The 17,461-nt window shown below is 45.7% G+C and carries 17 protein-coding genes; 1 reads left to right on the top strand and 16 read right to left on the bottom strand.

Features of this window, described 5'->3' with window-relative positions:
- Nucleotides 1–20 precede the first annotated feature (20 nt).
- The 8 genes from fabF to yceD all read right to left on the bottom strand — a co-directional run bounded on the left by fabF (nt 21) and on the right by yceD (nt 6,276).
- Nucleotides 21–1,259 carry a beta-ketoacyl-ACP synthase II gene (gene fabF, locus ACFO4O_RS03775; protein ID WP_382406027.1) on the bottom strand — a complete coding sequence of 413 codons (1,239 nt, stop codon included), beginning with the start codon at nt 1,257–1,259 and terminating at the stop codon, nt 21–23.
- Nucleotides 1,260–1,338: 79 nt separating this feature from the next.
- Complete coding sequence (gene acpP, locus ACFO4O_RS03770; protein WP_382406026.1) at nt 1,339–1,578, bottom strand: acyl carrier protein; 240 nt, start codon at nt 1,576–1,578, stop codon at nt 1,339–1,341.
- A 219-nt stretch (nt 1,579–1,797) separates the two neighbouring features.
- The gene (gene fabG, locus ACFO4O_RS03765) at nt 1,798–2,535 is read right to left on the bottom strand and encodes a 3-oxoacyl-ACP reductase FabG (RefSeq protein WP_382406025.1); all 738 of its coding nucleotides are present in this window, start codon (nt 2,533–2,535) and stop codon (nt 1,798–1,800) included.
- A gap of 9 nt (nt 2,536–2,544) precedes the next feature.
- Entirely contained in the window at nt 2,545–3,462 is a 918-nt protein-coding gene (fabD, locus tag ACFO4O_RS03760; protein WP_382406024.1) for an ACP S-malonyltransferase, read from the bottom strand.
- 101 nt (nt 3,463–3,563) lie between these two features.
- A complete protein-coding gene (locus ACFO4O_RS03755; RefSeq protein WP_382408219.1) occupies nt 3,564–4,523 on the bottom strand; it encodes a beta-ketoacyl-ACP synthase III in 960 nt (319 codons plus the stop codon).
- A 19-nt stretch (nt 4,524–4,542) separates the two neighbouring features.
- Nucleotides 4,543–5,556 carry a phosphate acyltransferase PlsX gene (gene plsX / locus ACFO4O_RS03750; RefSeq protein ID WP_382406023.1) on the bottom strand — a complete coding sequence of 338 codons (1,014 nt, stop codon included), beginning with the start codon at nt 5,554–5,556 and terminating at the stop codon, nt 4,543–4,545.
- 18 nt (nt 5,557–5,574) lie between these two features.
- Complete coding sequence (gene rpmF, locus ACFO4O_RS03745) at nt 5,575–5,745, bottom strand: 50S ribosomal protein L32 (RefSeq protein WP_371192983.1); 171 nt, start codon at nt 5,743–5,745, stop codon at nt 5,575–5,577.
- A 9-nt stretch (nt 5,746–5,754) separates the two neighbouring features.
- Nucleotides 5,755–6,276, bottom strand: a complete 522-nt coding sequence (gene yceD, locus ACFO4O_RS03740; RefSeq protein WP_382406022.1) for a 23S rRNA accumulation protein YceD — start codon at nt 6,274–6,276, stop codon at nt 5,755–5,757.
- A gap of 202 nt (nt 6,277–6,478) precedes the next feature.
- Between yceD and ACFO4O_RS03735 the strand changes: the two genes are divergently transcribed.
- A complete protein-coding gene (locus ACFO4O_RS03735; RefSeq protein ID WP_382406021.1) occupies nt 6,479–7,123 on the top strand; it encodes a Maf family protein in 645 nt (214 codons plus the stop codon).
- 33 nt (nt 7,124–7,156) lie between these two features.
- Here ACFO4O_RS03735 and ACFO4O_RS03730 read toward each other — a convergent pair whose 3' ends face one another.
- The 8 genes from ACFO4O_RS03730 to ACFO4O_RS03695 all read right to left on the bottom strand — a co-directional run bounded on the left by ACFO4O_RS03730 (nt 7,157) and on the right by ACFO4O_RS03695 (nt 17,307).
- Complete coding sequence (locus tag ACFO4O_RS03730) at nt 7,157–8,386, bottom strand: nucleoside recognition domain-containing protein (RefSeq protein WP_382406020.1); 1,230 nt, start codon at nt 8,384–8,386, stop codon at nt 7,157–7,159.
- A 446-nt stretch (nt 8,387–8,832) separates the two neighbouring features.
- Entirely contained in the window at nt 8,833–9,354 is a 522-nt protein-coding gene (locus tag ACFO4O_RS03725) for a gamma carbonic anhydrase family protein (RefSeq protein ID WP_382406019.1), read from the bottom strand.
- 34 nt (nt 9,355–9,388) lie between these two features.
- Complete coding sequence (locus ACFO4O_RS03720) at nt 9,389–10,255, bottom strand: acyl-CoA thioesterase domain-containing protein (RefSeq protein ID WP_382406018.1); 867 nt, start codon at nt 10,253–10,255, stop codon at nt 9,389–9,391.
- Between the two features lie 173 nt (nt 10,256–10,428).
- Complete coding sequence (locus ACFO4O_RS03715; protein ID WP_382406017.1) at nt 10,429–12,270, bottom strand: serine/threonine protein kinase; 1,842 nt, start codon at nt 12,268–12,270, stop codon at nt 10,429–10,431.
- Between the two features lie 37 nt (nt 12,271–12,307).
- Nucleotides 12,308–13,240 carry a 23S rRNA (adenine(2030)-N(6))-methyltransferase RlmJ gene (rlmJ, locus tag ACFO4O_RS03710; protein WP_382406016.1) on the bottom strand — a complete coding sequence of 311 codons (933 nt, stop codon included), beginning with the start codon at nt 13,238–13,240 and terminating at the stop codon, nt 12,308–12,310.
- Between the two features lie 179 nt (nt 13,241–13,419).
- Nucleotides 13,420–15,132, bottom strand: a complete 1,713-nt coding sequence (locus ACFO4O_RS03705; RefSeq protein ID WP_382406015.1) for a dihydrolipoyllysine-residue acetyltransferase — start codon at nt 15,130–15,132, stop codon at nt 13,420–13,422.
- 10 nt (nt 15,133–15,142) lie between these two features.
- Entirely contained in the window at nt 15,143–16,120 is a 978-nt protein-coding gene (locus tag ACFO4O_RS03700; RefSeq protein WP_382406014.1) for an alpha-ketoacid dehydrogenase subunit beta, read from the bottom strand.
- On the bottom strand, nt 16,120–17,307 hold the full coding sequence (locus ACFO4O_RS03695) for a thiamine pyrophosphate-dependent dehydrogenase E1 component subunit alpha (RefSeq protein WP_382406013.1): 1,188 nt from the start codon (nt 17,305–17,307) through the stop codon (nt 16,120–16,122). Before ACFO4O_RS03695 ends, ACFO4O_RS03700 begins: the two co-directional genes overlap by 1 nt.
- Nucleotides 17,308–17,461: the final 154 nt, after the last annotated feature.

Below are 17,461 nucleotides of genomic sequence, written 5' to 3'. Positions count from 1 at the left end.
TTACCTTACGGACACCTGAGCTAAAGCCGTTTAAACAAAAGTGAACCGTTGGTTCCACCAAATCCAAATGAATTACACAATGCATAATCCCCTTTGATATCGGCAGCGGTATGCGGCACAAAATCTAGGTCACAACCTTCACCCGGCACATCTAAATTAATCGTGGGCGGGGCTTTTTGGTCACGCAAGGCTAATATCGTGAAAATGGCCTCTACAGACCCAGCAGCGCCAAGTAAGTGTCCAATCATAGACTTAGTGGAGCTCACTTTAACGTCTTTCGCACTTTCACCAAATATGGTTTTAATTGCACTGACTTCGGCAATATCGCCAGCAGGTGTTGAAGTGCCATGAGCATTTACATACACCACATCTTTAGCGGCAACGCTGGCATCATTAAGCGCATTTGCCATAGCGTCAGCAGCGCCCTCACCGTCACTAGGCGGAGATGTCATATGATGTGCGTCTCCGCTCATTCCAAAGCCAACTACCTCGCCATAGATTTTCGCGCCGCGAGCTTTGGCCGCTTCGTATTCTTCGAGCATGACAACGCCAGCACCTTCGCCCATAACAAAACCGTCTCGGTCTTTGTCCCAAGGGCGACTTGCTTTTTGTGGTTCATCGTTGCGCGTCGATAAAGCTCGCGCAGAACCAAAACCGGCAATCGCCAAAGGCGTAATACTAGACTCTGCTCCCCCTGCTAACATGGCATCAGCGTCGCCGTATGCAATGGTTCTGGCAGCAATACCGATATTATGAACGCCTGTTGTACATGCAGTGACAACGTTTAAATTAGGTCCCTTCAAGCCTTCCATTATAGATAGGAAGCCAGAAATCATGTTGGTAATGGTTGAGGGCACAAAGAAAGGCGAAACGCGTTTTGCGCCGCTTTCGAGTAATTTTTTATGATTTTCTTCAATTAACGATAAACCGCCTATACCAGAGCCTATCGTTACACCAACGCGTTTCGCGTTGCTTGCATCGATAACTAGGCCTGAATCACGCAAAGCTTGAATGCCCGCAGCGATGCCTAATTGAATAAAGCGATCCATTTTTTTTGTTTCTTTTTTCGGGATGTAAGCTTCAACGTCAAAGTCGATAACTTCCCCTGCGAATTTGGTGTTAAATTCAGATGGGTCAAAGTGGGTAATAGGCCCGATACCGCTTTTACCGGCCAATATGTTTGTCCAAGTGGTATCTATGTCATTACCTAAAGGTGATAGCATGCCAAGCCCGGTCACTACTACGCGACGTTTTGCCACCACGGCCTCCTAAAAATTTTTTTATTTTGTTATAGAAACGAAAAAACGGCTCAAAAGAGCCGTTTTCTAATAATTCTGCTTACGCGTCTTTATTAGCGTTGATATAGTCAATGGCTGACTGAACCGTAGTGATCTTCTCAGCTTCTTCATCAGGGATTTCTGTATCGAATTCTTCCTCAAGAGCCATTACTAGCTCAACAGTGTCTAAAGAATCAGCTCCTAAATCATCTACAAATGAGGCTTCTGACTTAACTTCGTCTTCTTTAACGCCCAACTGCTCAACAATGATCTTTTTAACGCGTTCTTCGATGTTACTCATAATGACAGGTTTCCTTTACATACCTTGTTTTTAAAATTATCCCGACTAGTTTATTGCCCTAACCGTGACCATGCAAGCCAAACCACCAATTTAATCGGTGGTCAAACCACAAAACCGCTCGAAACGCTTAATTAATAAGCGTTAATCACTTTTGTATCGCACTTATGCATCAAGCTTTTTTAATTGCAGAGCAAACGATTTGCTAGCAAAAACGGCAACTTAGCCCATATGCATGCCGCCATTGACATGAATTGTCTCGCCAGTGATATAAGCTGCAGCGTCAGAGCACAAAAATCCAACAGCCGCTGCAATTTCCTCGGGCTGACCGAGGCGATTTGCAGGAATATCGTTAAATATTGCCTGTTTTTGCTCGTCCGTCAAACTTCTTGTCATATCAGTATCGATAAAACCCGGAGAAACTACATTAACGGTAATGCCGCGTGACGCAATTTCGCGGGCCATAGATTTACTAAACCCGATAACAGCTGCTTTCGCCGCTGCGTAGTTCGCTTGCCCAGCGTTGCCTGTAGAGCCAACAACAGAGCCTACTGAGATAATGCGCCCGTTTTTCTTTTTCATCATACCGCGCATTAAGGCTTTTGATAATTTAAAGACCGACGTTAAGTTGGTTTGAATAATATCATCCCACTCGGCATCTTTCATACGCATTAGCAGGTTATCACGAGTTATCCCCGCATTGTTAACTAATATGTCGGGTGCACCAAAGGTTTCAGCAATACTGCTGACCACCTGAGCGATAGATTCGTCACTGGTAACGTTTAAGGTTAGCCCTTTGCCCTTATCACCTAAATATTCTGAAATAGCTTGCGCGCCGGCATCTGAGGTAGCCGTGCCAACAACGGTCGCTCCCTGAGACACCAACTGCAATGCGATGGCTTTACCTATACCGCGGCTAGCGCCGGTAACTAATGCAACTTTTCCTGTTAAATCAAACATCTTATAGCCTTATAAATCTGCTGGTGAACTGAAAGAAGAAAGATTGAGCGTCTTATCAATACGTTTATTTAAGCCGCTAAGCACCTTGCCAGGCCCTACTTCTATAATAGTATCGATGCCCTGTTCCCTTAAGAACTCAATTGATTCGGTCCAGCGCACCGGACTATATAGTTGTTTGACCAAGGCTTGCTTAATGGCATCCGGCGTATTTTCCACGCACACGTCGGCGTTATTAACAACCGAAATCCTCGGAACATTAAAGGACAATTGCGCTAACGCGGTAGCTAATTGTTCTGCTGCTGGTTTCATCAATGCACAGTGCGACGGCACACTTACGGCTAAAGGCAGTGCTCGCTTTGCGCCAGCTTCTTTGCACGCCGCGCCAGCAAGGTCAGTGGCCTCTTTATCTCCAGCAATAACGATTTGTCCTGGTGAATTAAAGTTAACCGGTGCCACCACTTGTGAGGTCTCGTTTGCAATCTTTACGCAAGTATCTTTTATCTTGTCGTCATCTAAGCCAATAATTGCATACATCGCTCCTGTTCCCTCAGGCACAGCAGACTGCATAAATTTACCGCGAGACTCCACGAGTTTTACTGCATCTGTAAGCGACAGTACACCAGCGGCAACTAAGGCTGTGTATTCGCCAAGACTATGCCCCGCTAAAAACAGGGCCTCTATTGGCTTTTCAGCGCATAGCACGCGCCATGCTGCGATACTTGCGGTAAGCAAAACCGGTTGAGTCACTTGCGTTTGATTAATGCGCGCTTGTTTATCGGTTTGCGCCACTTCCCACAAATCATAACCTAGGGTGTCTGATGCTTCTTCAAACGTAGCGTTAACACTTGAAAAATTAGCGGCAAGGTCGGCTAACATGCCTACCGATTGAGAGCCCTGCCCTGGAAATACACAGGCTAATTTGCTCATGTTTAGTATCCTTTTACACGGTGATTATTGTTGTATTGTTTGTATTATGTTTTGTCGCGATATGTTTGGAATGGTCTAAAGCATCTTATAACCTTCCTACATCAGTATTTTACCAATGCAGAAGCCCACGCAAAACCGCCACCAAAGGCTTCCAGCAGTAAATGTTGGCCGCGCTGTATTCTACCATCTCTGACGGCGGTATCGAGCGCAGTAGGCACGGTCGCGGCAGACGTATTGCCATAGTTTTGTAAGGTAATTACGACTTGGTCTAACGACATATTTAGCTTCTTTGCCGTCGCTTTAATAATTCTAAAATTAGCTTGATGAGGCACTAGCCAGTCGATGTCAGATTTTAGCAAATTGTTAGCGCTCAAGGTTTGCTCAACAATCAAACTGAGTTTGTTTACCGCCACTTTAAACACTTCGTTGCCTTTCATAGAGCCCCAATTCTCGTGCAGTGAGGCTTCGTCGCCATGTTGAACATGACCAATCTGCAAAAGGTCGCCGTAAGAGCCCGCTGCGTTGATATGGGTCGATAAAATACCGGGCTCCTCGCTCGCCTCAATAATGGTGGCACCCGCCCCGTCACCGAACAATATGATCATACTGCGATCTGCAGGGTCTATCATGCGGCTCAAGCAGTCGGTTCCCACCACTAGAATGCGCTTTACCATTCCACTTTTTATATACTGGTCGGCCACACTAAGGGCATAGCAATATCCGGCGCAAGCAGCCGCTACATCAAAGGCAGGAATGTTGTCTACGCCTAATATACGCTGAATTTCGCAGGCGGAACTGGGCAGTGCATAACGCCCACTGGTGGTGGCACATACAATCATGTCAAGGTCTTGAGCATTTAGCCCCGCAGCGTCAAGGGCTTGTTTGGCGGCCTCAGCGCCCATGGTAGCGGCAGTTTCATCTTTACCAATGATGCGTCTTTCTTTAATGCCAGTACGGTCGGTAATCCACTCATCGGAGGTATCGACCATCATTTCTAAATCAGCATTGCTGCGCACTTCACTGGGAAAGTAGCTTCCGGTACCGTTGATGCGAGAATACACAGGCGCTTTTTGCATGAAATTAATGCTCCATTAATTCTTGTTCTATTATTGTTTTTATTTTCTCGGGCACGCCTTGGCTAAGTTCTGATATCGCTTGTTCTATTGCATAAAAGCAAGCATCTTCAGATGCATTACCGTGGCTTTTGACCACCGTGCCGCGCAATCCTATCAGACTCGCCCCGTTATACTGGTCGGGGTTCATTCTTTGGTAGAGACTTTTTAAGAGCGGAAGGGTGAGTTTGCTGATTAAACGCGCAAACCATGTCTCTTGAGTAATGGCTTTAATCTCGCTTATCACTAGTTTAGCGATACCCTCACTGGCCTTAAGCGCCACGTTGCCAGTAAATCCGTCGGTAACGACCACATCTACGTTGCCGGAAAACATGGTGTCTCCCTCAACGTAGCCCACATAGTTAACGCTTTCGCACTGACTTATGAGCAAGTCGGCATGTTTTATTAGCGAGTGGCCTTTTATATCTTCTTCGCCCACGTTTAATAGAGCAACGCGCGGTGACGCAATGCCCTCTACTTGCTGCATTAACACTGAGCCCATGACCGCATATTGCAGCAGGCTTTCAGCGTCGTAGTTGATAGAGGCACCTAAATCGAGCAGCAAGACTTTTTGTTTGGTAACCGTCGGCAGTGCAGAGACCAAGGCCGGTCTTGAAATACCCGGTATGGTTTTGAGTACATAATAGGCCATGGCCATCAATGCACCGGTGTTACCGCTGCTAACACAGGCGTCGGCCTCGCCTTCTTTAACTGTATTGAGCGCGACGCGCATGGACGAATCTTTTAACTTTCGAAGCGCAGTCGTAGGCTTTGTGTGCATGTCGACTACCTGCGAACAAACACGCAGATGCACGCGACTTTGATGGCTTTGAGATAGCTTTGAAAAAATTGTATTGAGGGGGTCCTGCTCACCGCATAAAATGAATGAGAGGTCGCTGTGATCAGATAGACAGCGTTTTATTGCGGGCAAAAAAACATGGGGGCCGCGATCGCCCCCCATGATATCTAATGCAATAATCATTATCGAAAGACCTAAGTCCTAGATTTCGATAACTTTCTTACCTTTGTAAAAACCATCAGCCGTCACGTGATGACGAAGATGCGTTTCACCAGAAGTCGAATCAACAGACATTGTTTTTGCTGTTAATGAGTCGTGCGAACGACGTGTGCCGCGCTTTGCTCTGGATTTTTTACTTTTCTGTACAGCCATAGGTTACTCCTAATCTCGCTTAAGTTCTTTTAAAACCGCAAATGGGTTTTCTCGCTCAGGTTCCGGTTCAATCTTTCCAAAGCTCATATCATCTTTTCCTACGCTGCAATCTTCTTCTGCGTGAAGCGCTACAATAGGCAAAGACAAAATCACTTCATCTTCCAAAAGCTGGAACAGATTGACTTCTCCATGGTCATCAACCTCTACCGGTTCATAAGCGTCGGGTAACGTTTGCGCTTGTTCACTCCCCTGCACGGGCGAAAAACAAAACTCGGTATCTACGTTATATGGATACGTTTGGTTACACCTTTGACAAACTAACATTACCTGCACTGCTAGCGTACCTTGAAAGTAAGTAAGACTCTGCGCGTCTTTTAAAAACTCAACTTTCACAGATACATCAGATAACACCGAATCTACACTCTCATTGAATCGAAGCATCTCAGAGGCCACATAAACCCCCTCATACGAGGACCGTTTCTGCGCGCTTTTGATGGGATCAAGACGTTTAGGTAGTTTCACATTTGTCATAGCGCGCGCAGTTTAAAGGCTTAAGCCGTTATAGTCAAAGTATTTCCTTTCATTTTGTAGTATATCAATCATACTTATCCTCTATGTGTCAGGAGGTCTTATTGCTACCCCTTGCTTGCATAATATTGCTGGTGAGCGCTTTACGAAACTGGAAAGCGCTCGGCTCATAACCTTACTTAAAGAAACAGCAAATGGCGCGCATATGAAGTCATCAACAATTAAATTTTTGTTAGCATCATCCTCACCTTATCGCGCGAAAATGCTCGCTCAACTCGGGATAGCATTTGAACAGTGTGCGCCAGACATTGATGAGGCTCCGCTTGCAGGGGAGCTGCCGCGCGATATGGCACAACGATTAAGCAAGCAAAAAGCCCAAGCACTGCGGGCGCAATTCCCTGAGCATATTGTTATTGCCAGCGATCAGGTTGCATGCATAGAGGGCGAACTAACACCCATCACAAAACCTGGCAGCGTAAGCAAAGCGAGGGCCCAGTTGCAGGCCTGCAGCGCTAAGCAGGTTTATTTTCATACAGGGTTATGCGTTACTGCGCCAGAGCATATCGCAAAAGCGCGTAATCAAAATGCCGATGTATCGATGGTAGAAACATTTAGTGTAAAATTTAGAGCGCTTGATCACGCCCAGATTTGTCGTTATATCGACATTGAGCAGCCCCTGCAATGCGCCGGTAGCTTTAAGGCAGAGGGATTGGGCATTCGTTTGTTTGAGTCTTTTGATGGTCGCGACTACAACACGCTTATTGGCCTGCCGCTGATGGCCTTAATTGATATTTTACTGGGTTTTGGTATCGATATTTTAAACACCCAAAAAACCAAAGAAGATAAATAAATATTGAGCAATGAGTATTTAACCTTATGCAAATCAAGCAAAAAACCAGTAGCTCACAAATATGGCCGCTACAATTCCAGCTAAGTCAGCAGCTAGGCAACAACCCACTGCATAGCGACTATGCTTAATACCAACAGCCCCAAGGTAAACCGCTAACACATAAAAGGTGGTTTCGGTGGACCCTTGAAGAACCGACGCGAGCCGTCCAGCAAAAGAGTCAGCGCCGTGGAACTGCATCGTTTCAATCATCAAGGCCCTTGCACCAGATCCACTCAGCGGTTTCATGAGGGCGTTTGGCAGTGCATCTACAAACATTGTATCAAAGCCCGCCATTGCAACCACTGATGCAACACCCGTAGTCACTAAATCCATCACGCCTGAAGCTCTGAGCATACCAATGGCAAAAAGCATTGCCACAAGGTAAGGAATGATGCCGATGGCCACTTCAAATCCCTGCTTTGCTCCCTCAACAAACTGCTCATAAGTGTTTTGCTTTTTACGATACCCCGCAATCAGCACAATCACGATAAATGAGAACAAGGCAAAATTCGCGATTAAGCTCGACTGTTCGGCAAGCTGGTCAGACGCAAGCTTTGAAAAATACAATATCACCGCCGCCAAAAAGCTGAATATTCCAATAAGGTAGGTCAACACCACTTTATTAAACAAATTTACCCGCTGAATGGCGCAGGTCACAAACAAACCGGCCAAGGTTGAACAACTCGTTGCTAACAAAATAGGAATAAACACGTCGGTTGGATTGGCAGCGCCTTGCTCAGCCCTATATAAAAACACCGCAATAGGAAATAAGGTTACTGAGGAAGTATTAAGGACCAAGAATAAAATTTGCGAATTAGTTAGCGTATCTTTGACCGGGGATAGCGTCTGCATATCCTGCATTGCCTTAATCCCAAAGGGTGTGGCGGCATTATCTAACCCTAGTACGTTGGCAGACATATTCATGGTAATGCTGCCTAAGGCGGGGTGGTCTTTTGGAATATCTGGCATTATACGACAAAGCAGAGGGGCAAGCAGGCGCGAAAATTTAGCGATTAGCCCTGAGTTTTCAGCCACTTTAAAAATGCCCAACCAAAAAGCAAGCAAACCAATAAGGCCTATGGCGATATCGACGCTGGTGCGCGCCATAGCGTTGACTGCCTGCATAACCTCTTGAAACGATCCAAAGTTATCGTTTACAAATACGTTGTAACACGTCGCAACGAACGCACTTAAAATAAAACCCAGCCAAATTTTATGTAGCATGTGCCCTCTTTCTCTTCTTTTTATACGAGGCTTATTCCCTAAGTCTACGTTATAAGGCTTGGTAGTAACAAGTGATTGCTGCGCTGTGGATATCTCTGTGAAAATACCGTGGGGAAACTGGTAAAACCTGTGGGTAAACCCTTTTGTATTTCATTGTTTTCTATAACAATTTAAGCATGTAGCACATAAAGATTTTGACGCAAAAGTAGGAATTTTATTAAATTTATCAGAAACCTATTTATTTTTGCTTTGTTTATGCGCTATAGTAATCGACCCGAGACAGAATTTGTAAACGCTTCTCCCTTATCATGGATGTGATAGACGGACGATAGCAGTTGGGGTCTTGAGCGGGACTCTATAATCTGACGTAGTTTTAAGTTAGCGCACGGCTCAGCAATGAGCCATTCCCCTAAGCCTGGAACGTTTGTTCCGGGCCTTTTTCTTTTCTACATTTGTTTTTTCAGACCGTTTTTGAAGCGTTGAGCATTTTGCTCATAATGCTCAGCCGATGCTTTCAACTGAGCCGACTGCTCATTAGATATTTGACGCACTACTTTCGCGGGACTGCCTAGTACAAGAGAATTGTCGGGAATTTCCATGTTCTCGGTTACCAAACTATTAGCACCAACGACGCAATTTTTACCAATCTTTGCACCATTTAACACTACCGCATTGATACCGATAAGCGAATAATCGCCAATTTTGCAGCCATGCAGCATCACTTTATGCCCAATGGTAACGCCCTTGCCTATATCAAGGGGAAACCCAAAATCGGTATGCAGTACTGAGAGGTCTTGTATATTACTGCCCTCGCCTACAGTGATTACATCACAGTCGCCTCTCAGCACAGCGTTAAACCATACGCTTGCACCTTTTTTAAGTATCACCTTTCCCATTACATGCGCACCTGGTGCGACGTAAGCAGACTCGTGCGCCTCAACGGTATCTGTATCAAGTGAATATAACATCGACACTCCTATCTATAGTTGTCATTAGCCTTTGTTAATCTGCCTCGCTAATTTGCCGCATTAGGCCCTCTTGTACCGATGTCGCAACTAATTCGCCTTGCTTATTAAATATTTTACCTTGTACCAGCGCGCGAGCATTGCCACTAAAAGGACTTTCCATTTCGTACAATAACCAATCGTCAAACCGAAAGGCTTTATGAAACCACATGGCGTGGTCAATCGTTGCCATGCGTAAGCTTTTATCTTGGGCAGCAAGTCCATGTGCCTGCAGTGCGGTTGATAAAAAATGATAGTCAGAAGCATAAGCTAAAGATGCTTGGTTGACCGCTAGACTGTCGTCAAGTTTGTCGCGGCCTCTTAACCAAAGCGTACGTTTAGGTTCTCGCTTTACTGCTCTAAACGAGTGAGCGCCACCAACGGTGCGAATATCAACCGGTCGGTGATAGCTAAGCGCCTGCTTCATGCGTTGTGAGAGTTTATCGATGTTATCATCATAATATTGAATATCTTGCGTGACATCTTCCGCATCTGGCGCTTCTGGCATCTGTGCATATTGATGGGTCAATCCCGTTTCCGGCAATTGAAAAGATGCGGTCATATAAAAAATATTCCGTCCGTTTTGAATCGCTTTCACGCGTCTAGTTGAAAAACTACGTCCATCACGCACGTCTTCGACATCGTAAACCACAGGTTTGCTTGCGTCTCCCGGTAAAAGAAAGTACGAGTGAAAAGAGTGGATAACGCGGTCTTCTGGCACGGTTTTGTAGGCAGCCATGACAGACTGACCAAGCACCTGTCCGCCATACAGCGCTCTGAATCCTAAGTCCCATGAGTCACCGCGATATAGACCAGCTTCTAGCGGCTCAAGGTCAAATAAATGTGCAAGTCTCGCATCTGACAAGATAATTCTCCAATTGATAGGCTGCGTAAACCAGCCATTATCTATTACCACGCTCAAAGCGTTATTTGTTCGTGTCCTTAGTTTATCTATTTACTTCGGCTTTTGCTTTGTTTTTTCCTTGTGCAGGGATTGTGTTCTGCGCTTCCTTTATACATCGAATCTATGCGTCAAACCTATGCGTCAAAACCGCCCGGTTGATGCGGGTTACGCGGGTAAAAGCGCACGGGCCGTTTGTCTTGATAACTAAAACTTCGAGTGTCTTTGTAAGGTAGCTTCATAAAGCCTGAAATTCCCAATCCGTTAATATGAGGCACTTGAGCAATGATCTCTTTTAAAATCTGCTTAAAACTTGCTTCTTGCTCATGGTCGAGCAAGGTGTAGTAATTGTGGATTTTCAGGTGTTTAGGCAATGCCTCAAAAATAATGCAGCCTGTATGATGAATAGAATTAAGCTGTTTGATGCAAGCCAATAAAGTAGGCGGTAACTTCAAAAGCTCATCTGGGTCGTCACCATCCTCAAAATAGGAGTGCATGCGTGTTTCGTTTTCTCTAATTGATTTTTTGCTCAATTCGTAAGGGATGCTCACCGTTGATGAGGGTTTAAAGGGTGTTTGTTCATCATTTCGCTCAAAATGGAGCGTGTTTTTTGCGTTAAACATGCAGCTTTTGAATATACCATTTCGATTGATTGCCCGCGCCAAATCAATCATGTTGTCTACCGAACGGTCAAATGACACCTGCAAACTTGGGTCGTACAGTTTAAGGCTAGAATCAACAAAAATGCCCTTATCCTCCCATCGAATCGCCAAGCCGCCCACTACAGGATATTTACCTAGACGACTTACTGCTGAGATAAAGCCTTTTTCAGTCTCCCCCATGCCTTGAAGGTAGTTTTTATAATAACGTTCAAACTGTGCATCATTTAAGTAGTTTAGCTCATCAATATTGACCCCAGACTGCTGACGTAAGAAGGATTTTCTGGAGCTGTAGACTACTGTTTCGATGTCTCTTTTAGTATTGCTAATCCAAGTCGGCAATAGGCATACTGATTTATCTGGCGCGGGAGGGGTAAACACTAAGCGCTTGAAGTGTTGATAATTAGCAAACAACCAGTCTCCGCCGCGTTCGCGCGTTGCCCGATCGTCGCTCATCATGGCCTGTAAACACTCACCTAGCGCTTGCGGCAAGCCCAAGCTAAGCGGCGTGATAGCCTTTCGGCCAAATCGTGAGGACTGCCCCGACGCTAGGGCATACAAGGTACTCGCCAAACCTTGCTCATCAAAGCGCGGTGAAGACAATTTTCCGTCAAGCTGATCATCGCCAATAAAATAAACGTCGCCCAAACGTGCATTGGTTTGTTGCAAGTCGCCCGACATCAGGTCCATAACGCTCTCGCCCACATATTGATGATATTGGTCAAGCTGAGCAAAAACGCATGAGCCCCAATCAATGAGCGAAAGAATTTTCTGCTTTGGTTCCCACACGAGATTCGACGGCTTTACATCACCATGCACAATCGGCTTGCTGCTCGCGTTTTCCTTGTGTTCTCTTAGGGCAATTAAGATATCGCATAGCTGCACTAAAATATGCATCAGTTCTTCAGGTGGCAAAGGGCCTTGCTGCAGTGAATATTGTTCTAAATCGAGCCCAGGTGCGCGCTGCATCACTAAAATTGACTGGCGTTTGATTTTTTGAAATTGGATTAGTTGCGGCACCCGCGGATGCTGCACTTTTGACAGCATGTAGGCCTCTTCTTCTAGACGGTCTTGAATATGCTGAGGTAAGGTGATTTTAGAAAACTTAAATACGTGTGCTTCTCCGAGCGGCGAAACACCGCTAAACGCAAAACCAAAGGCGCCCTTTCCTACCAAGCTTATTTGTGCGTAGCCTAACTTTCTCAACTGCGATTCGCAAAGCTTAAACCAGTCTTTCAGGCGTTTAGCATCTTTGTGAGACAGCAAATATACCGACTGATCATCGGGTATATAAAAGTGCTTTAGGGCTAATTCAGTCATATTATTTTGCACTCACAAAGCATGTCCATAACAGCGCTTAACTCGGCTTAATATGCCATTTGGTGTTGCTTAAGGCATTCTCATCGAGACTAACATGCTTAACTAGGAGCGCCAAAACCTCATCCAAACATGCATCAATTTGAAAAGGGGGATTTATCAGGCATACGCCTGAGCCATACATACCAACCTGAGAAGACGGCGCTTGATTTGCAAATTCGATGCTTAACATACCGCCCGTGCAATGCTGCCCCACGTCTACCTTTAGACGTTCAAGCATATTTTCACTTTGCCCTGCTTTGGGATTTGACTCCAGCGCCTTTGTTTGACGGTTTATTCGCGTGGGTGATAGCAAAGGATACCAAAGCATATACAAGCCGTTGGACCATTTTTTTAGCGCTGAGCTTAGCGATTGTGCTACAGCTTGATATTCTATTGCTTGCTCATACGGTGGGTCAATCAACACCAGTCCTCGATTTGGCTTAGGAGGCATCATGGCGTTTATTAATTCAAATGCATCTCGGTTATGCAGATGGACTGTGTTGCCAATATCACCGAATGTGCGATTGGCCTTATCTAACTCAGCGTACATTTGGCTTGCAAGTTCATTGGCGTGCACATTGTCGTGCGGGCGCGAAAAGTAAGACAATATCGCAGGCGAACCGGGATACAGCGACTTACCAGCAAGCGTTTGCAAAAGGCCCGCATAGGCGCGCAATGCCTCATTGTTAATTTGCTCATTAGCGCTAACAGCGTCATTGTTGTAAAGACCGGTGAGCAAGGCTTCAAATGCAAACGCATCCCGTTTAGACGATGTTTTCTCTAGCGCGTAAAGTCCAGTGCCGGCGTGTGTGTCGAGAGCAAAATACGGTTTTTGCTTTTTATTTAGTCTTTGCAGGCAGGCAATCAGCGTGATGTGTTTAAGGACGTCGGCATGATTGCCAGCATGAAATGCATGTTGATAACTTAACAAATAAATACTCTCTAAAATGGCCCGCTAACCGGACTGCCAGTGTAATACCCACGCCGGCGTTTTAACACAAAAACGCCACATTAATTATGCGGCGCTTTTCTCTCGCTTATACTCTACTGCTTATACTTCCTGTCGCTTCTAGCTAATACGGCAGATTAAATGAGTACGGCAAATTAAACTCATCTTAAGTTCACTAGCATTTTTTCAGGATGGGCCAAATAGTCCATCCATGTATTGTTGAACTTGACCATGGTAGCACCGTCAATCACTCGATGATCGCCCGACCAATTCACCATCATAATGTGCTGAGCGAACACGCTGCCATCTTGTGCAAAGCGCGGCAGCTTTTGTGTTTTCCCTAAAGCCACAATTGCGACGTCGGGTTTATTGATCACGGGCGTAGCGGTGATACCCCCGATTGCACCAATATTTGAGATGCTGATAGTGCCGCCCGACAAGTCGGTGTTAGACAATTTACCCTCTCTAGCACTGTCTATAAGGCGGTTAACCTCAAGCGCAACTTCTTTCAAAGAAAGTTGCTGTACATCTTTGATATTAGGCACTAGTAAGCCAATTTTTGAGTCAACCGCCATGCCAATGTTGTGACTGCCCAAGTATGTGAGCTCTGTCGCATCAGCATTCAAACGACTATTAATAATGGGGAATTCGAGCATCGCTAAGGATAATGCCTTGATAAAAAACGGCATAAAACTCAATTTAATGCCTTGTTTTTCAAACTCTGGCTTTAACCGGGCTCTTAGCGCAATCAAGTTGTCCATGACAAGTTCATCAGACACCGTGAAATGCGGAATAGTACTGACACTTGCCACCATTTGTTTCGCCATCGCCGCGCGAATACCCTTAATCGCTTCCGTTCTATCAGGCTCTTTGTAAGGAGAACCTTGAGAACTTTCAGCAGCGCCGAGTCCATCATGCTGATTAGGTCTTGCATGTGCAGATTGCGACTGATGTAAGCTTTTATCTGCAGAGGTATTCGACTCCTTACAAACCGCCATCAAGTCGTTTTTAAGGATACGCCCTTTTTTACCTGAGCCGCTCACCTTATTCAGGTTGAGGTTTAACTCACGGGCAAGTCTTCGCACCGCGGGGCTTGCTAGCGGGCGCTCTGATACTACAGGAGCTTCAAAATTTTCGCCCTGCTTAGACACTGCATCTGCCAAAGGGCTTTTCTGTTGCGAACTTTGCTGTTGCGAGCTCTGCTGTGAGGGCTGTGGTGTTTGCTGTGCTGGTTTATCAACAGTAGATTTACCTGCTGAAGCGGCATCAATGGTTTGGTCGAACAAAGGAGAGTGCACTTTTGCAATATCACCCTGCTGATAATGCAGTTTACTTATCCTGCCGCGATACTTGGCTGGAATTTCAACCACTGCTTTATCCGTCATTACCTCAACCACAACTTGGTCTTCTTCAACCTCATCGCCTTCGGCAATGCTCCACTTCACAATTTCGCATTCTACGATGCCTTCGCCAATATCAGGCAATAAAAACGACTCTGTTTGGGATGTTTGAACGGGGCTACTTGGCGAGTCTGAGCCATTTTCAGAGCTACTGCCTGAGCTATTGCCTGAGATATGTTCGGAGTGATCGTTTGAGCCATGCAAGTCAGGTCCCGGCTTGGATGAAGCATTTGCGTCCTCCTCCAAACTCATTGCAAATAAAGGTGCATGAACCTTAGCTATGTCGCCCTCTTTATAGTAAAGCTTTTTCACCACGCCGTTGTACATAGCCGGAATTTCAACCGTGGCTTTGTCAGTCATGACTTCTGCGACAGCTTGGTCTTCTTGTATTACATCCCCTTCAGCCACCAACCACTTTAGAAGTTCACACTCAACAATTCCTTCACCAATATCAGGTAAGATAAAATCAGTCATCGCCATCCTCCTAATAATCCATGGTTCGTTTAATAGCTTCGTAGGTTTTTAAGTGATCCGGCATATATTCTTTTTCATGCGCTAAAGGATAAGGCGTATCTAAACCACAGACTCGCGCAATTGGTGCTTCAAGATATAAAAAACACTCTTGCTGAATCGTAGCCGCAATTTCACTGGCAAAGCCTCCGGTTAAGGGTGCTTCATGATTTATCAACAAACGTCCTGTTTTGTATACCGACTCACATACTGACTCTGCGTCCCAAGGCAGGATTGACTGCAAATCAATAATTTCACAAGAAATGCCGTCTTCTTCCGCCATTGCGGCAGCTTTCTCGACAATTTCAACCTGAGCGCCCCAAGCCAACAGCGTGATGTCACTACCGTCTTTTACTTTGTCGGCCTTGCCCAAAGGCAAGGTGTAATCGTTTTCGGGTACCTCACCGACCGCGGCGCGATACAAGCGTTTTGGCTCCATGAATAATACGGGATTGTCATCTCGAACAGCGGCAAGCAGTAGCCCTTTAGCCTGATATGGATTACGCGGAATGACCACTTTCATGCCGGGGATGTGGGCAAAAAACGCTTCCGGTGACTGAGAATGATAATGACCGCCAGCGATACCGCCGCCGTAAGGTGTACGAATAGTCAGCGTGCCGCAAGAGAATTGTCCGCCCGAGCGATAACGCCATTTTGCAGTTTCATTTACTATCTGATCAAACGCGGGAAAGATATAATCGCCAAACTGAATCTCTGCCACAGGCACCGAACCTTGTGATGCTAAGCCATTTGCAAAACCAATTATCCCTTGCTCGGTGAGTGGCGTGTTAAAACATCGGCCCTTGCCAAATTTTTGCTGTAAGTTTGAAGTGGCACGAAACACCCCGCCAAAGTGCCCTACGTCTTCCCCAAACACCATGACGCGCTCGTCTTCTTCCATTGCAGTAATCAGCGCGTTGTTGATGGCTTGTAATAAATTCATTTGCGCCATTATGCATCCCTCCCTGATGTACGAGGATAAGCTTGAGGATATTTATCGATATGTGCTTTAAGTTCTTTCAACTGCTTTTGCAGATGCCACGGCGGGGTATCATAAACATCCTCTACGATGTCTTCGATGGGGTTAATCGCGACTTTCTCAGCAACCTTAAGGGCGTTAAGAATATCAGTACGTGTTTTGTCTTTAAACGCATCAATCGCTTCTTGGTCAAACCATTTCTTGCTCTGCATCCACGCCTCAAAGCGTAAAATAGGGTCTTTTTTGGCCCACTGCTCTTCTTCTTCTTTGCTGCGGTATCCACTTGGGTCGTCAGAAGTAGAATGGGCAGATAGGCGATATGTCATCGCTTCAATGAGAACCGGGCAGTTTTCTTTTAAGGCGATTTCGCGCGCCATTTCGGTGGCTTGATATACCGCAAGTACATCATTGCCGTCTATACGAATGGTTTTAACGCCATAGCCTAATCCTCGAGAGGCGATGCCGTCCCCTGCAAATTGCTCTGCTGATGGTGTTGAAATGGCGTAACCGTTGTTTCGACAAAAGAAAATACACGGGCAGTTGAGCACAGCGGCCATATTCAAGCCGGCATGAAAGTCCCCTTCCGAGGCTGCGCCCTCGCCAAAATAGCAAATAGTAATAGCTTCCTGACCTGCCATTTTCTGACCGTAAGCGTATCCTGATGCCTGTGGTATTTGTGTACCTAAGGGCGATGATATGGTCATGAAGTTTAGCGCTTTATCGCCGTAGTGGATTGGCATTTGACGACCTTTGTTCGGGTCGAGCTTATTACTGAACATCTGGTTCATAAACTGTTCTGTGGTATAGCCTCGATACACAAGTGCACCCTGCTCTCGGTATTGCGACATGATCATATCGTTTAACGAAAGCGCTGCGGCTGAAGCAACGGTCGACGCCTCTTCTCCGCGGCTGGCCAAATAAAAGCTGATACGCCCTTGGCGCTGCGCCCCAATCATGCGCTCGTCTAACAGGCGGGTGTAATGCATAGCTTCCAATATTCGCTGCGCTGTTTGTTCGCTTAGTTCAGGGATATCGGAATTTTTGTTTGCCTTACCCGTCTCATCTAGCACTTGCAGCATCGGAATGTCGATAAGACCGTTTGTAATAACCTTTGCTTTGTGAGTAAGTTTCACATGAGAAAGATGGTTTCTATCTTGCATAGCTTATTCCAGAGTAAACACGTTAATGTAATGGGATTGTTACTATAGTAGCCAAGCTTAGTTCATTTGGTATTGCTATTATTGAATCGGTGCGCAAATTAAAAGATACATGCATGCTAAAAAAAACGCTAAATTAGAACGAGCATCCTATTTG

It is taken from the genome of Glaciecola siphonariae (genome assembly GCF_042652645.1).
Classification (GTDB): Bacteria; Pseudomonadota; Gammaproteobacteria; order Enterobacterales; family Alteromonadaceae; genus Glaciecola; species Glaciecola siphonariae.
The sequence above is the reverse complement of the archived record's forward strand: the minus strand, read 5'-3'. Positions and strand labels throughout refer to the sequence as shown.

Bases quoted from the DNA above. Each gene is read 5' to 3' on its own strand.
- fabD (WP_382406024.1), bottom strand. From the start codon at position 3,462: ATGAGCAAATTAGCCTGTGTATTTCCAGGGCAGGGCTCTCAATCGGTA.
- fabG (WP_382406025.1), bottom strand. From the start codon at position 2,535: ATGTTTGATTTAACAGGAAAAGTTGCATTAGTTACCGGCGCTAGCCGC.
- yceD (WP_382406022.1), bottom strand. From the start codon at position 6,276: ATGACAAATGTGAAACTACCTAAACGTCTTGATCCCATCAAAAGCGCG.
- acpP (WP_382406026.1), bottom strand. From the start codon at position 1,578: ATGAGTAACATCGAAGAACGCGTTAAAAAGATCATTGTTGAGCAGTTG.
- rpmF (WP_371192983.1), bottom strand. From the start codon at position 5,745: ATGGCTGTACAGAAAAGTAAAAAATCCAGAGCAAAGCGCGGCACACGT.
- ACFO4O_RS03705 (WP_382406015.1), bottom strand. From the start codon at position 15,132: ATGACTGATTTTATCTTACCTGATATTGGTGAAGGAATTGTTGAGTGT.
- plsX (WP_382406023.1), bottom strand. From the start codon at position 5,556: ATGATTATTGCATTAGATATCATGGGGGGCGATCGCGGCCCCCATGTT.
- ACFO4O_RS03735 (WP_382406021.1), top strand. From the start codon at position 6,479: ATGAAGTCATCAACAATTAAATTTTTGTTAGCATCATCCTCACCTTAT.
- ACFO4O_RS03695 (WP_382406013.1), bottom strand. From the start codon at position 17,307: ATGCAAGATAGAAACCATCTTTCTCATGTGAAACTTACTCACAAAGCA.
- ACFO4O_RS03700 (WP_382406014.1), bottom strand. From the start codon at position 16,120: ATGGCGCAAATGAATTTATTACAAGCCATCAACAACGCGCTGATTACT.
- ACFO4O_RS03730 (WP_382406020.1), bottom strand. From the start codon at position 8,386: ATGCTACATAAAATTTGGCTGGGTTTTATTTTAAGTGCGTTCGTTGCG.
- ACFO4O_RS03715 (WP_382406017.1), bottom strand. From the start codon at position 12,270: ATGACTGAATTAGCCCTAAAGCACTTTTATATACCCGATGATCAGTCG.
- ACFO4O_RS03725 (WP_382406019.1), bottom strand. From the start codon at position 9,354: ATGTTATATTCACTTGATACAGATACCGTTGAGGCGCACGAGTCTGCT.